Source organism: Paenibacillus oceani (assembly GCF_014705615.1).
Classification (GTDB): Bacteria; Bacillota; Bacilli; order Paenibacillales; family NBRC-103111; genus Paenibacillus_AB; species Paenibacillus_AB oceani.
Window position 1 is genome coordinate 50,748 of record NZ_JACXJA010000045.1, and the last position, 14,236, is coordinate 64,983.

A 14,236-nucleotide genomic window follows, 5' to 3' on the forward strand; every position below is an offset into this window, starting at 1 on the left:
CCATTTCGAAATTGTCTGCACAAAATGTTTATGGCGAACAATGCCTTCCAGACGAGGAAAAACTCTTCCAGCCATTCCTCCGATTCGTTTGGCCAAAGCGGTCTTACATAAAATACTTAAAGGAGTGGCGGATAATATCGCCGCGGCTGATAATGCCGACAAGCACTCCATTCCGTTCGACGGGTACTTTCTTGATTTGTTTCCGGCCCAGTATAGCCGCTATATTTTCGACTTCCTCGTCCCAAGGAACAGTCACCGGTTTTTTCTTGGCGATCTCCATCACGTTTATCTTCATCAGCTTGCGCACCCGCTCGTCGTACGCCTCCTCGTCTCCCTTGACGACGGCCGTAAACGTCAGACTGCTAATAATCATATCGTCGTGTTTACCGATATAACGCATAATATCACCGTCGCTTACGTAACCCTTAATTTCATTCCGGTCGTTGATAACGGGCAGTCCGCTGATCCGGTGATCGATAAATTTCTCGATGACCGCACGGACCGTGTCGTATTCCTTCACTTTGTACACCGGGCTGATCATAATATCTCTCGCTTGCATTCGCGCCCCCCGCTTCACGATTCCTTTTCATGCAAACAAGTTGTATAATGAAACTATCTATATAATTGTATTATACAACCACTTGTCAAGTTGTCAATCACACCCCGTTTGTTCCTATGGTATGATGGGACAAGCGTTACCGGATTCTTGTAAGGAGGCGGTTTTTACTTGGAAGAAAAGATGAACGAGCAAGCGTTGCAAATCATCGAGGTGGAATTGTCGATCTTGATACGCCGTATCTCTTCGTTCACCACCTATAAAAAAATCGGGAGCTTGGATCGCTCCGCCTATTTGCTGCTGCACCAAATCTCTTCGCATGGCTCCGCCAGCGTCAAAACGCTCGCAGACGAATTTCATCTGGATGTCTCTACCGTAAGCCGTCAGACGGCGGCGCTGGAACAGAAAGGTTACGTGTACCGGATTCCCGATCCCGTCGACGGACGATCCTATTCGCTGCATATTACGGAGCACGGTGCGGCGGCGCTGAACGAAAATAAACAAGCCAGACAAGAGCGCGTAGCGGAGCTGCTGAAAAGCTGGTCCGCCGAGGACCGGCTGATATTCGGCCAGCTGCTGGCGAAATTCAACCGCACATTCGATTAGCGGGAGCGGATCGGACTTAAGTCCTTACGCTTCCGAGCGTTCCTCATACGAAACATTGGTATATCTTATGTAATCGGAGGGATCAGTGATTTCATTCCAAAGCTTTTTGGGTTCTATCGGATGCAAGATGCAGCTCATTTCCGGAAACGACAAAAACACCCGATCGCTTCATACTAAGATGATTCGATGGGGTGCCCGGATAGCGCTAATGTCCGGATTATGGAATGGTCTACAGCCAGATCGGCAGCAGCAGCAGTACGGCGGAAACCGTAACCAAGCCTCGTGTCGTGATTTTGTTCAATTTTTTGTTGTGCTCCGATTTGAACCAGCCTTTGAACTGAAAGTAGTTCCGGTACAATACCAGGAACAAAAGCAGATTGCCAGCCGTCATCGTCCAATGGTAGACGGGGTTACCGAATACGGCTTCGTATACGGCTCGTTCGATCCCGCCAAGCACCAGCAGGCTCAATATAAGCAAAATGACGAGCCGAATCATTTCCAGCACAAACGAACCCCATTTTGGCAATTCTCCTCCCCCCTTTCCCGATTTCCTTGAATATGCCGCCTTCTACATTATATAACGCCGAAAAAACACCTGCTGACTTGTCAAGGGAAGAACCCCCTGGTCGCTTTAGCACGGTGAAGAACTTAAAGGTTCGGTTCTATTGAAAAAAGCCCGGTAAGGGCTTTTCTCACAAGGCGCTATATACTACTCGTCGGCGGTGCCGAACCGCTTGGCATTTCGGGCCCGGGCGCGTTCGATCTCGATCTCGCGGTTGCGGGGCTCCGCATTCGTTACCAGCGATCCGAGCAGCTTGCGGGCTGCTTCCGTTACCTCTTGGATCGCTTCTTCAAACGCCGCCTGATTCGCCTTGGACGGCGTATTGAATCCGGACAGCTTTCGGACGAATTGCAGCGCGGCCGCTTGGATCTCCTCGTCGGTCGCAGGAGGATCGAAATTATGCAACGTTTTTATATTTCGGCACATAGCTACTCCTTTGGACAGCCGTTTTACTGCCATTGTACTATATACCGGTCTTCACTTCCATTCCAGCGGTATTTACTTATAGCAATCTGCTCAACAGATATCGATTACTATTCTTCTGCAACTGCGAACAGCGAAGCTCTCTATCCGTCTCCCCGCCTCCCGTATTAGAGAGCCTGCGCTTGCCAATGAATAACGATACCGCTGGACGCAACAGGGACGTGATTAGCAAACACAGCGAATGTCGCCACGCCGGAAGAATCCAGCGAGACAAGCCGGCACGAACCGTTTTCAGCAGCATCCTCCACCGTCGCCGTTACGCTAAAGCCTTTGGAGTAGGCTCTCAGGCCGAGCGGGATCGCTACTTCTCCGGCAGCATTCGTCGTACCGGCATACCTGCCTCTCGCCGTATAACCTTGTACTCCGGTAATATCGTTGCCTTGACCTTGAACCGTGATTGTACCGCTTATGAAGCCGCGAAGCTGGTTGTCGCTCCCTGTGAGGAGTACGTCACCGTCGATGTTAACGTCCATGACATTGCGGTTTCCGGCGATCAGCAGCTCGTAGCCGGCGCAATTGGCGGCAACGACTTCCAACTTGTTGTTCGACCCGTACACGGCGACTCCGTTGCTCCCCGCTCCGGTAACCGTGACGCTGCCCCGGCAAAAGCCGCCCGAGAGAACGCAGCCGCTCTGTGCCGGGCTGTCGATCAGTAAATCGATTACTTGATAGCTGTACCGGATCATCGCTCCGGTGCCCGCCGTTCTTCTCATCACTCCGCGGTACACGTTGTGGCCTTCGGCGGACGATTCCGTCAGTTCTTCGACTCCTGCCCCCTCGGAGGTGCCGTTTATCGTGAAGTCGTAAGTTGTATAGCTTGCTCCCTGCGACCAAATGCCCCGGCCTACGTTTTTGGACGAGAAATCGACGCGGCCGAGCGTCGGATTGTTCGCCTGTGACGTGCCCTTGATCGCATGTACCGCATACCCGACATTTTCCATATACAAGGCCGACAGATTAAATCCTTTGGCCGTATTTTGCATCGAAACGCCGGTTTGCATGCCCCGGATGACGTTGGCAGCCCCGACAACGCCTTCGCATTCGGCATCGGCAGCGTCCGTCGGCTTGCCGTATCCGCTCAGACGAATCCCATGGCTGTTGCCGCGAATTCCGTCAACTCCATTGCCGACGATCATCGAGTACGACGCCCCGATATTCTCGATCGCCATCTTCTCGATATTACGGAAGCTGTTGAAGGCGGCGACTCCGTACTCGTGGCGACGGCGCGGCAGATGAATGCTTCCGTAACCGAAAGAGATCCCGAGTGCGGCCGTATCCACCTTATTAAGCATCACCCTGTTGAATTCCCCGCCGCCGAACTTGATCGAAGCGTGATTATTGGCCGTCCCTCCCCCGGGACTGCTCGAATCCGGCTGAGCGAGCCTGAAGCCGACGACATCCTTGTAGCTCGGTCCCGGTACGCCGGTAAAATAAACGATCGAATGGTCGACAGCCGTCTGCACAATCTCCGCATTCCAGGCGTAGAGCGACGATTTGGCGAAAATTTCAGCGGATATCGACGTTTCTCCTTCAAAGTGAAACGTTTCTCTGCGCCCTCCCGCAACCAGAGCAGAAACCGTATTGACATCAACCAGCAGGCCGATCGCCATCCAGCATCCGAGACCGGAAGGGTCCGTTTCGCCGGCACGCTGCAAAAATCCGGCCAGATTGTTCCTATCGAATGGCACGGTAGGACTGACGATCGTCCCTCCGTTATGAGCGAATTTCGGACAATCCGCGTCCCAGTAATAGATGCCGCCTCCCGTATCCGTGCCCGGCATATAGCCGATCAGATGCACCTGCCGTCCCGCATACTCGCCTTCATAACCGTTCAAGTCGGCTATGCTGTCCAGCGCCAGCACCCGCTTCTTCAACATCTCGGGCAAACCTCCCGGCCCGCCTCCGTACATATGCCCCGTAACCGTTCCTTGCTGAGCGGAGGTGACTTGGATAAATGACCCCGTCGCAAGCGCAGCGCCTGCGACACCAAGCGCCGTCAGAATCGATCTGCGGCTCATCTTTTGTTCGGACATTCGAATCGCTCCTTCTGTGTAATCGTCCGGGAAGCGCTCCTGCTCCATAGCACGGGCAACCATTCCGTGTTACGAGTCAAGGCGCCGCCGGCTTTACCGATTGACGCACGGTCAGAACCGTCTCTATCATCAGGTCAAACGAATCGGATTCGTCGGCAGGCTTCACGATCCCGGTCAGCATATCGAACGCTTTGGCCGCAATCTCGCTTGCCGAAGGTCCGACGGTCGTGATCGGGACGGGAAGCGCTTCCAACTCGGGGATATCGTCGTACACGATGATCGATAAATCGTCGGGAACGCGCACCCCGTTTTTTCGCAGAACGTGATCCACCTTTAAATACACCGCGTGTGAATCGGCTACGAGTGCGGTAGGCTTTTGTTCATGTTCAAGCATGCTTCTCATTTTGGCTTCAAAATGTTCGTCGTTCGGGTGCACGAGATACTCGCGGCGAAAGTCGAGCCCGCGCTCGTCGCCGGCCTGCATAAAGCCTTCCAGCTTATCGTTGTATCCGCCCGCGTAAGCGATTCGTCTATGGCCTTGCCCGGCAAGAAAGCTGACCGCCTCATAGATGCCCTTTCTCCGGTTGATCGAGATCGTCAGAGCGCCGTCCATTTTTTTGCCGCCGATCAGCAGCAGTTTGCCTTGGAAAGCCTCCTTTTCTGTCAAAAATTCGCTGGTTGGTTCCCAAGTGGAATGGCACCAAAATATAACGTTATCCGCGAAAACCTGATTAAACACGCTTAAGGCCGCTGCAGGCTCGTTCATCGAGATGATCACATTGAAATCGCGCTTAAGCCCTTCCGCATGAAGCTCCATGCTGAGGTGATAAAAAAACTGTCCTTTGATGGACGGCCAAATCAGACCGACGTGGCGCGTCTTTCGATCGACAAGTCGTTTGGCGGCAAGGTTGGGCTTGTAGTTCATTTGGGCGGCAATCGCGAGAATCTTTTGTTTGGTCTTTTCACTTACCCCCTTTTCGTTATTCAGCGCGTTGGAAACGGTTACATGGGAAACGCCAGCCGCTTTTGCTATATCCTTGATCGTAACCATCTCTGTCTCTTCACTCCTAATCCGTTATATGCTCATTATATTAAACGTGTAAGTATCAGTAAATAGCGAATTTCAATGAGAGTATAATAAATTAATTAAACGCGTAAGTACTCGCTCGTTTGTGTCCGCACGCCAAAGAGCCGGAAATCGCACAGCGGATCTCCGGTCCTTTCTCCACTCCTATTTACCCCATCTGTTACCCGAACATGATAGGACCTGACTTTAAGACTGACTCTCCCTGCATTGGTGCAACTTGCGTGGCCGTTCGATGATCGCCGCTTTCCATACAAGCCGTTTCTCCATACTGAAACCTGGAAGACAAATAGTTTGCCTGCTTAGCATTCGGAAGGTTAGCGTTGTGTGCCGCTCCTTGCTGGTCACTTCGTCCCGGTAGTGGCGATCTGCTCCTCGATGCGCTTGTTCGATGTCGCCTCGGCTTCACGCAACGCTGTGTTGACATCTTTTTTTCCTGTGACCACTTCGGCAAATACGGCTTGAATGCTCGTATCGGCGATCGCGTAATACGGCGAGAAGGGAGGCGCGGCCGCAAACTTATCGGGGAAGAAGGCAGCGATATTTTTCCCTTTGTAGTTTTTATTATTTTGTCCGAACGCCGCTTGAACTTCCGGCGTATTAATCGCCGGCGTAAACCCTTCCTTCGCCAGCTCGATCTGAACCTCCTGCGAGGTAAGGTAGGCAGCGACCTCAAAGGCGGCCTGCTTATGCTTACTCGTGGACATGACGTACAGATAGTACGGATCGACCGAAGACGCTATGCCCGGCGCTTCTTTATAAGAAGGCATCGGCGCGACGTCCCAGTTCAGCACTTCCGTATCGGGCAGCCGCCGGGCGACATTCGTATAGTGGGGATACATCGCCAACGTCTGATCCTTGAAAAACATATTTTCCAGATCCGAACCTTTCGCCATCCTATCCGTCGCTTCGAATCCCGGTACGGTGAAGAATCGCACCCAGTTGTCAAAGATCGTCTTCACTTTGTCGTCGAAAACGGATTTGTTCGTCTTCGGATTGACCAGCTCTACAGGAAGCTGACTCGTACGATACTGCCACAATATATTGGTGCCGAGCCCGTAATATTTGATGCCGCCTTCGAGCCGGCTCAGTTTTACCGACGTATCGTACAGTTCATCGTAAGTCATGCCCGCTTTCGGATAAGCGACGCCGAATTTGTCGAAAAGCGTCCGATTGTAGAACAGCACCTGGAACTGGGTAAAGGCCGGCAGTCCGTACAAACCTCCCTTGGCGATATCGCGCTGGATATCGATAATCGTCTTGTCGAACCGGTTCAAATCAAATTTGCTCGTCTGAATCATCTCCGTCAGATCGGTCTCCAGATTGTAATCCAGCACCATCCGGCGCGTGCCGGACGGGGTGACGAGCATCAGGTCGAACGGTGTTCCGGCCGTGATCAACTGGTCGAGCGGCACGCTGCTGTTCGGGATGAGCTTGGGCGTAATATGCGGGAATTTCTTCTTGATCGCGTTCCCGTAGAGAGCGTCGAACATCTCTGGAGTCCAGTTCGATTGCCCGCCATACAAAACAATTTCGATCGGCTCCGGCGGCTTCGCCTCCGCCTGTTTCCCGGCCGTCTCCGAGCCGACCCGCTCGCCCTCCCGACTGTCCCCGCCGCCGCTGCAGCCTGCCGCCCCTATGGTGAGCATGGCTGCGCATACCATACTTATACCTGCCCGATATTTCCTCAAAACGATCCCTCCGTTACGATAATGGCAAAGCTATAGTGAAGCGCTTTCCTACTTACACACACGTTTAGCGGATTCTGGCTTTCCCCTTAACTTTTATTCGGGCTTCCTTACATCCAAAGACGCATACAGCTGTGCCAGCAGCCCCATCCCCATCTGCGACAAGACGCGGTATCCGCAAGTTTGCAGCTCGATGCCGCCCGCATTATGCTGGGTAACGCCCGATAAAATCCCGTCCGGCGTCAGGTACGACTGGATTTCCGCGAGCGCTTTCTCCGCCGCTTCGTAATGCCGCCGTTCCAGCAGCCCTTCCCTCGCTCCGAGCGCAAGAGCAGCGGCAATCCCGGCCGAACCCGACGTTTCGATACCGGTATCCGAATCGTCGAGAAACGAAGTCCAAACGCCTTCCGGCTGCACCCATTGCAGAGCGACATCCGCAATCCTGCGAATCTCCCGCTCCAGTTCGTTCATGGCTGGGAGCTGGCCGAAAGCGGAAGATTTCAACTCGTGCCACGTTCGCGTCATGCCGAGCATATACCAGGCATACGCCCGCGACCAGTTGCGGAACACGTAAGCGCCCGTCTTCCGATTGTACCTAAGGAACAGATGAGTGCCCCGGGCCAGCGCGTCGCGGCGTATCATCACCTCGCCGATCGCCCGTTCCGCCAAAGCCGCCCGCTCCAGCTTCGCCGCAACGACGGCCATCGGGTATGCGACCGTATACACGCCTTCCGCGGTAATCGTATCTCCGTCGACAATCGCACCGCCTCCCACCTGAAGCCGGGCCTCCCAGAACGAGAGAGTCCGCGAAATCAGCGGGTGATCGGGATGAAGCTTGGCGATAACCGCAAGCGGCAAAGTCGCTTCGATCGTGGTCAGCTTGTCGTCCGCCGGCTGACCGTGCAAGTCTTCATACCGGAGACTTCCGTCCTCGCTCACATATTGCCGAAGATGCATCCCGATAGCCGGATCGATCCGGTCCGCTCCGACAGAAGGACGCAGCGCGTATAGTCCATCCAGCACGCAGCCTTCCAGCCAGCCGAAAGGCTGCAGGGAGGACAGCGAGGCGAAGCTGTTCACAAACGCCCCGGTCCGCGGCTCCCCGCCCCCAACGAGCAGATGGGGGACAAATAACCGGCGCGTGTCATCGCCCTGCAGCTCATCGAATATCCATAAAGGCTGGCCATCGCCTTCCATTCTCAGAACGACGCCTTCCCGAAATGCCGCCGCCGTCCGCTCCCCGTCCAGGATAAGCTCGAACGGCTGGAACGTGTACGCATAACGAATATCGAGACTGCCGAGCTTCTCGCCCGACACCCCGAGCAGCACGTCTACCTTGCACGCCGACCGGTAATCCAGCGCAGCGGTAATCCGCAGCCGGCCCTCTCCCGGGCAAGGCGAATTGACGATCGTCACCTGCCTCTTCCATTCCAGATATAGCTCCGATCCGGCGCTGAGCTCGACAACGCTCCAGCCGCGAGGCAGCCTTTTGCCCTCTGGCCACGCTCCGGCCGCATGAGTGCCGGTCAGATTCGCCGAATAGTACACAGGAGTTTCATAATTGAACACCGCTTGACCTCCAATGGTATAAGACCGCACGAATATAACTTAACAATTTGTAAATACATTTTCCACTTATGAATAACCCCGATCCCCTATGAAAAGCGTCCCTCCTCTAATAAGTGAGCCGATGATCTGGAATATATACGGTAAGACAACGTCTCTCACCATCCCGGCTTTCTTTCCATTGTAGAGATTTCCGTTCGAAACTCCATTAAAAATATGTTAATACCTTAACGATATCACTATTAAAAATAGGTAAAACCGATTGCTTTTGACCGGCTGCGCCTGTAAGCTCATCAATAGTAGGAAAATTTTCAATCAGCCAACCGGGAGGACATGCGCATGCTTCGACTGGAAAATGTAATATTCGATGACCATATTCCGAACTGGCGAAGATCCAGAATCAAATCGATGCGGCATGTGATCATTTTTGTCGTGCAGGGAACGTTTCAGTTTGAACTGGACGACTTCAACACCGAGCTTACCAAGGGAGACATCTTGTTCGTTCGCCCGGGACCGTATCGGTCCGGCACTAACGGTCCGTTCCCTCCGCATCAGAAATATGTAGCTCATTTCCAGCTTGACGAGTCCTCCAGGCAGCTATCGGCCCCTCACGGTTCCGAGAAAGGATACGTTATCTACAAAACAAACCGGGCCGAATATTTTCGCCAGCGATTCCATGCTCTGCATCAGGCGTGGATAGACAAAAGCGCCTACCATGAATTCGTCTGCCACGGGCTCATCTCGGAAATACTCGGCTCCATGCTCCAGGAATTGGACCGAAAAAACATCGCTTCTTCCAAATTAAAACTTGCCCGCCAAATTGAAAAACATATCCAGCAGCATTTCAAGGAAGAAATCCGGCTCGAACAGCTGTGCGAGCTTGTCCAGTTGTCGCCCAACTACGTGATCCGCATCTTCAAGGAAGTGTTTAATCAGACGCCCCTTGGTTACATTCACCAACTGCGGGTTTCCGTGGCGCGGGACATGCTGCTCCAATCAGATATAACGATCCACGAAATATCGAATTACTTGGGTTTCTGCGATCCGACGTACTTCAATCGCGTATTCCGGAAAATAACCGGCTATCCGCCCTCCCAGCTGCGCAAAGAGCGAAAAGAAGCGGAAGCTGAAAGCGTCGTCCGGAACCGATGAAAGGATAAGCCAGTGTTAGGGGAGCGGCTCCAAAAACGCAAAAAAGCCGGCTTGAGCTATAGAAAGCTCGAACCGGCTCGGCTGAACGCACCAAATAACGGGTGCTAATCATTCCTATTCCCCGCGATTATCGCATATGCTGCGGCTGTTGAATAGCGGCTCCCCAGGCAGCAGCATGTGCATGATGAACTAAGCCCGTCGAATGATTCCGCGGCAAGCTCCTTGTTCCACGACGGGTCAATGCAGCGGCAAGCGGATGGACAGCTCGCATCCCATCGGGGTTCCATCCGCATCGGCGGAAGAACGGATATAAACTTCCCCTCCGAGCAATTCCACCCGTTCCATCATGGCCGTTAACCCGAACCCGGGAACGGCGGACCCGAACGGCTCCCCGTCGCTAATAAGCTGAAAATGCAGCGTATCCGCCGCTGTTCGAATCGAAAAGCGGACACAAGCGCATTTGCCATGGCGAATGCTGTTGGTCAGTCCCTCCTGAAGCGCATGATACAGCACTCGTTCCGTCAATGCGCCAAGAGCCGGAGCGGGGGGAAGCGAGATGTCCGTCTCAATCCGGATGTCCATCGTATCCTCGGTATATTGGATCAGCTCCCGCAGAGACGACTCCAGCGACATCGGCGGATGGTCGTCATCCGCTTTCATGATTCGGACCGCCTGGCGAATATCATTCAGCCCTTTGCGGACAAGCTCGCTTAACAAATCCATCTTTTCCATGGGAAGTCCGCCATTCCGCTCAGCCAGCGTTTTCGTCGCTTCGATCTGCACGATCGCCGCCGTGAGCGTATGTCCCACCACGTCATGCATCTCGTAAGCGATCCGATTCCGCTCTTCCAAGACGGATTTTTCGGCGAGCGTTTCGGCTTTCTCGCGAAGCGTGAGCGCCAGGTTGCGGTTGGCCTGCTCCAGCTCGCCTGTACGCGTGTGGACCAACTGCTCCAGATTGCGGTGAAACTGCTCCAGCTCCTTGTTTTTCACGAGAAGTTCCGCCGCGCTGCGCTCCGCCTCCTGATGAACCCGGCGCACCCTGCTGACGATAACCATGGACATGCAAATGATAAATAAAAACAAAGCATTGGGCAGTAAACCTTCACTGATCCTGTACCAATACGTTTGCGAACTCAGCCATTCGGTTAACAGACCGGGCATCGTATACAGGACTAGACTGCTGGTCGCACATAGTGTAAAGGTGGAATTTCCCCGCATCAGCCATAGCTGCTCCTGACGTCCGACGGCTGCACGGTCGCCGTTCGCCGCTTGCGGCGCCCATAATTTGTAGTGCGTAAGCGCATACGCAACGATAATAAAGCCGGCCACCGCTGCAGTCGCGTTGCCATAGATCCGGTACTCCATATACAGCCGCGGCAGCGTAATCGCAGCAGCTACAGACGCCAGCCCGTACACCCCCATCATCGCATGCACGATCAGGATCAGCGGCCGGCGGCCGGCATTAAGCGCGCTGGTATAAAACCCGATACAGCCCCAGATCGCCAGCGGGGTTAACAGCTCATTCCAGTAGTACCCATGCTCCATGTCGATAAACCATTGCATCAGCCGGCAAGAGAACAGAAACGATAACCCCATGGAGAGATTGAACAACGCAAACCATCCGTACAACGTCACCTTGCGCCGAATAAACATGGCCAGCCCGACAAACCCGGCAGCCACGCTTAAAGTGCCGTATATCACAAAGGTCAGCTCCGAACGGATCAGCGCATACAATATTTGATCCGGTTCGCCGGCCAATACCCAATCGTTGCCGAACAAGGCGTCGCCTTCCCATTCCGTCCGGATCAGCAGCTGTTTTCCTGCGTCCTGCGGATTGATCTGGACCGGATGTATCAATTTCGTGCCGTTGATATGGTCGCTCGCGTTGTCCTTATGAAACCGGTAGATCGAATCCTGATTCAGCATAACTTCAAAATGGGTAAAACGGGCTAAAAATAAATACGGATTCCGCCAGTTCAGCTCGGGCAAGGTGCGCTGCAGCCAAACCGTTCCTTTGTACCCCTTCAACATAAGCCTCGTATCAGCATTAAAGGGCTTCCAGACAGTGTCCTCCGGACGTTCCGGACCAAAGCCGATTTCCCACTGCCCGACAAGCGCGGCATAAGGCTCGCGATGTTCGCCGACCCGGCTGTTCCGCTCCAGCATCACTGCGGGCAAGAAGGTGCAGAAGACGATCAGGCAGACGAGACACCACAGGAGAAGGGAAATGCGCTCTCTGTTCATTCCATCAGCAAACCTTTCAGAATCGAAATCGCGTTCTGCCGGTCGCTTGTCCCGAGTTTATTGTAGATGACGCTGACGTAATTCCGCACGGTTCCTTCGCTCATAAACAACATGGAGGAAATTTGGCGATTCGTATATCCCTCAATCATCAGAACGATAATTCTCCGCTCGCGCTCCGTGAACGCATATCCGCGCTCCTTGATCTTGGCCTCGTCCAGCGTGTCCGCCCGTTCTTCCGACAATACCGACAGCTTGGCGGCGAGCCTCGACGCCACTTGGGCGGGCAGGATGACGTTCCCGTTTTTCGCTTCATGAATCGTTTGCACGATAATTCTGGAAGGCATGTCTTTCAGCAGAAAGCCATCCGCTCCGCCCGCCATCGCGTCGACAATAAACCGGTCCTCCGCAAAGGTAGTTAACATAAGCACGATCGTGTCCGGCAGCTCGCGTTTGATCTGCTTCATCGCCTCAATGCCGTCCATCAGCGGCATCTTGATATCCATCAATACTACATCCGGCCGGCATTCCTTTGCCATTCGCACAGCTTCCAGCCCATTTTCGCACAGGCCTGCGATATTCAGCCCGTCCTCCGCCTGAAGAATCGTCTGAAGTCCTTCCCGCAGCAGCCGCTGGTCATCCGCTATAAGGATCGATATCATGCCGTATTCACCTTCTACCCTTCCTTTGTTCGACGCATCCTTACCCTATTGGTAAAAAGTGTAGCAGACACCGGCTGAATCGTATAGGGGAAAGAAGCAAGCCAGAAGCTAAACCCGATCGCGGATTACGCGGGGGTTACTTCCAGCTTGCGATGTCGTTGTAACTCGTCTCCGTGCGCAGCCACGAACGTTTCGCTCTCCTTATTGGCCGGAAAGCATCCCCATCAGGATCGATTCGAGCTCCTGCGGCTCCACGGCACGGTTATACACGCCCAAAAACGCGCGGGTCGCCTCGGGGCTTGCGGCGATCAGCCGGTTGACCATGTGCTGCTCCTGTGTAAACGGAACGTTTTTAGTAAATTGACACGCCATTTGAAAGCGCGCCATCATCGTATGCTCCATCTGCAGTTGATAGTCTGCGGCCATCCTCTCCCAGTTGTCGTCCCATTCGCGGTACCGGCTCAAAATGCCGGTCAGAGTGCGTGCGCCGTAAAGCGCGTCCGGCATCCCTTGACCGACGACCGGGTCCTTGAAGGATAAAGCATCGCCTACAAGCGCCCACCCCTTGCCCATCCCCTGGAACCAGTCATTGTTGTAACCGTGCAGCCCTTTGATCTTCTCGGATTGCTGTGCCTTTCTCAAGCGACCGGGGAGAGGCGAACCGGCAAATCCGCTTTCCGCGATTTCCAGCATGGCGGTATCCGGCATGCTTTGAAATCGGTCCATCCAGTACGCGTCGTTCAAGGGAAACATGATGCCTACGACATACCGGTCGTCGCTCGTCGGGAACACAATCCCCATCTTATCGCCGATTTTGTACAATTCCACATGGATATCGCCGTCCTGCCGGTATCCTTCATAATAACCGACATAAGAAGCGAAATCCGTCGGTACGGAATGGAGACATGGACTGTTTACAAGGCCGCGCAGCGCAGACAAGCGGCCGTCCGCCCCGACCACCAGCTTGGCATGGAAGCTCGCCGTTTCGCCGCTGCGGGACGCCCCCTTTACCCCCGTTACCGTTTCCCCTTCCCGGATGACGTCGGTGACGCGGAACCCGTCGATTAGCGTCACGCCGTTTTGTGCCAAAGCATGCTGCTGCAGAAGGGTATCGAGATGCTTACGGCGTATGCACAGGCCTTGCATTTCCCCGTCGACCTCCGGAAACCGGCCGTCGATCACCGTATCGTCGAATTGGATAACGGCCCGGCTGTAAAGCGGCGTGTTCGTCTCCAAGAGGCGGTCCAGCACTCCCATCTCCCGCAGCATGACCAATGAATTGCTAAGAAAATTATGCGTGGACAACGTGTCGCTCGGAAACTGGGCTTTATCCAGCAGCAGCACCTTCCATCCGGCCTTCGCCAATTCATAGGCCAGCGAAGCGCCTGCTACTCTCGCCCCAACGACAATTACATCAAAGCTGGTATTCATAAACGATACATCCTCTCTCTCCAGACTCAGCGTTCGTTTGCTCATCTCCATTTGACATTTTCATTGTAGCCGGGAGAAGGGAAAGCCGATAGTTACGGGCTGTCATTGTTTTTGTCACGCACAGCCTGATTCTGCGACTCCGGGCCCGGATGACACAATGGATGACAGC

The 14,236-nt window shown here is 54.0% G+C and carries 12 protein-coding genes; 2 read left to right on the forward strand and 10 right to left on the reverse strand.

Annotated features, from left to right (window positions below; translation table 11 throughout):
- Positions 1 to 103 precede the first annotated feature (103 nt).
- Complete coding sequence (locus IDH45_RS27170) at positions 104 to 559, reverse strand: CBS domain-containing protein (protein ID WP_190931291.1); 456 nt, start codon at positions 557 to 559, stop codon at positions 104 to 106.
- Positions 560 to 727: 168 nt separating this feature from the next.
- Between IDH45_RS27170 and IDH45_RS27175 the strand changes: the two genes are divergently transcribed.
- The gene (locus IDH45_RS27175; protein ID WP_317891299.1) at positions 728 to 1,162 is read left to right on the forward strand and encodes a MarR family winged helix-turn-helix transcriptional regulator; all 435 of its coding nucleotides are present in this window, start codon (positions 728 to 730) and stop codon (positions 1,160 to 1,162) included.
- Positions 1,163 to 1,391: 229 nt separating this feature from the next.
- Here the strand turns inward: IDH45_RS27175 and IDH45_RS27180 are convergent, their stop codons facing one another.
- From IDH45_RS27180 to IDH45_RS35120, 6 genes are all read right to left on the reverse strand, one after another.
- Entirely contained in the window at positions 1,392 to 1,688 is a 297-nt protein-coding gene (locus IDH45_RS27180) for a hypothetical protein (protein WP_190931292.1), read from the reverse strand.
- 183 nt (positions 1,689 to 1,871) lie between these two features.
- Positions 1,872 to 2,150, reverse strand: a complete 279-nt coding sequence (locus IDH45_RS27185; protein ID WP_190931293.1) for a DUF2277 domain-containing protein — start codon at positions 2,148 to 2,150, stop codon at positions 1,872 to 1,874.
- Between the two features lie 164 nt (positions 2,151 to 2,314).
- Positions 2,315 to 4,240, reverse strand: a complete 1,926-nt coding sequence (locus tag IDH45_RS27190) for a hypothetical protein (protein WP_190931294.1) — start codon at positions 4,238 to 4,240, stop codon at positions 2,315 to 2,317.
- 76 nt (positions 4,241 to 4,316) lie between these two features.
- Positions 4,317 to 5,291, reverse strand: a complete 975-nt coding sequence (locus IDH45_RS27195; protein WP_190931295.1) for a LacI family DNA-binding transcriptional regulator — start codon at positions 5,289 to 5,291, stop codon at positions 4,317 to 4,319.
- Positions 5,292 to 5,668: 377 nt separating this feature from the next.
- Complete coding sequence (locus IDH45_RS27200; protein ID WP_190931296.1) at positions 5,669 to 7,015, reverse strand: extracellular solute-binding protein; 1,347 nt, start codon at positions 7,013 to 7,015, stop codon at positions 5,669 to 5,671.
- 93 nt (positions 7,016 to 7,108) lie between these two features.
- Complete coding sequence (locus tag IDH45_RS35120) at positions 7,109 to 8,581, reverse strand: glycoside hydrolase family 88 protein (RefSeq protein WP_190931297.1); 1,473 nt, start codon at positions 8,579 to 8,581, stop codon at positions 7,109 to 7,111.
- Positions 8,582 to 8,917: 336 nt separating this feature from the next.
- Between IDH45_RS35120 and IDH45_RS27210 the strand changes: the two genes are divergently transcribed.
- A complete protein-coding gene (locus IDH45_RS27210; protein ID WP_190931298.1) occupies positions 8,918 to 9,730 on the forward strand; it encodes an AraC family transcriptional regulator in 813 nt (270 codons plus the stop codon).
- A gap of 237 nt (positions 9,731 to 9,967) precedes the next feature.
- Here the strand turns inward: IDH45_RS27210 and IDH45_RS27215 are convergent, their stop codons facing one another.
- The 3 genes from IDH45_RS27215 to IDH45_RS27225 all read right to left on the reverse strand — a co-directional run bounded on the left by IDH45_RS27215 (position 9,968) and on the right by IDH45_RS27225 (position 14,067).
- Positions 9,968 to 11,977 (reverse strand): sensor histidine kinase, encoded by a 2,010-nt coding sequence (locus IDH45_RS27215; protein ID WP_190931299.1) that lies wholly within the window; start codon positions 11,975 to 11,977, stop codon positions 9,968 to 9,970.
- A complete protein-coding gene (locus IDH45_RS27220; RefSeq protein ID WP_190931300.1) occupies positions 11,974 to 12,636 on the reverse strand; it encodes a response regulator transcription factor in 663 nt (220 codons plus the stop codon). The genes IDH45_RS27215 and IDH45_RS27220 overlap by 4 nt, the downstream gene beginning before the upstream one ends.
- Before the next feature lie 201 nt (positions 12,637 to 12,837).
- The gene (locus IDH45_RS27225; protein WP_190931301.1) at positions 12,838 to 14,067 is read right to left on the reverse strand and encodes an NAD(P)/FAD-dependent oxidoreductase; all 1,230 of its coding nucleotides are present in this window, start codon (positions 14,065 to 14,067) and stop codon (positions 12,838 to 12,840) included.
- Positions 14,068 to 14,236: the final 169 nt, after the last annotated feature.

Coding starts and splice junctions, on each gene's coding strand:
- IDH45_RS27215 (WP_190931299.1), bottom strand. CDS start 11,977: ATGAACAGAGAGCGCATTTCCCTTCTCCTGTGGTGTCTCGTCTGCCTG.
- IDH45_RS27170 (WP_190931291.1), bottom strand. CDS start 559: ATGCAAGCGAGAGATATTATGATCAGCCCGGTGTACAAAGTGAAGGAA.
- IDH45_RS27225 (WP_190931301.1), bottom strand. CDS start 14,067: ATGAATACCAGCTTTGATGTAATTGTCGTTGGGGCGAGAGTAGCAGGC.
- IDH45_RS27195 (WP_190931295.1), bottom strand. CDS start 5,291: ATGGTTACGATCAAGGATATAGCAAAAGCGGCTGGCGTTTCCCATGTA.
- IDH45_RS27185 (WP_190931293.1), bottom strand. CDS start 2,150: ATGTGCCGAAATATAAAAACGTTGCATAATTTCGATCCTCCTGCGACC.
- IDH45_RS27210 (WP_190931298.1), top strand. CDS start 8,918: ATGCTTCGACTGGAAAATGTAATATTCGATGACCATATTCCGAACTGG.
- IDH45_RS27220 (WP_190931300.1), bottom strand. CDS start 12,636: ATGATATCGATCCTTATAGCGGATGACCAGCGGCTGCTGCGGGAAGGA.
- IDH45_RS27190 (WP_190931294.1), bottom strand. CDS start 4,240: ATGTCCGAACAAAAGATGAGCCGCAGATCGATTCTGACGGCGCTTGGT.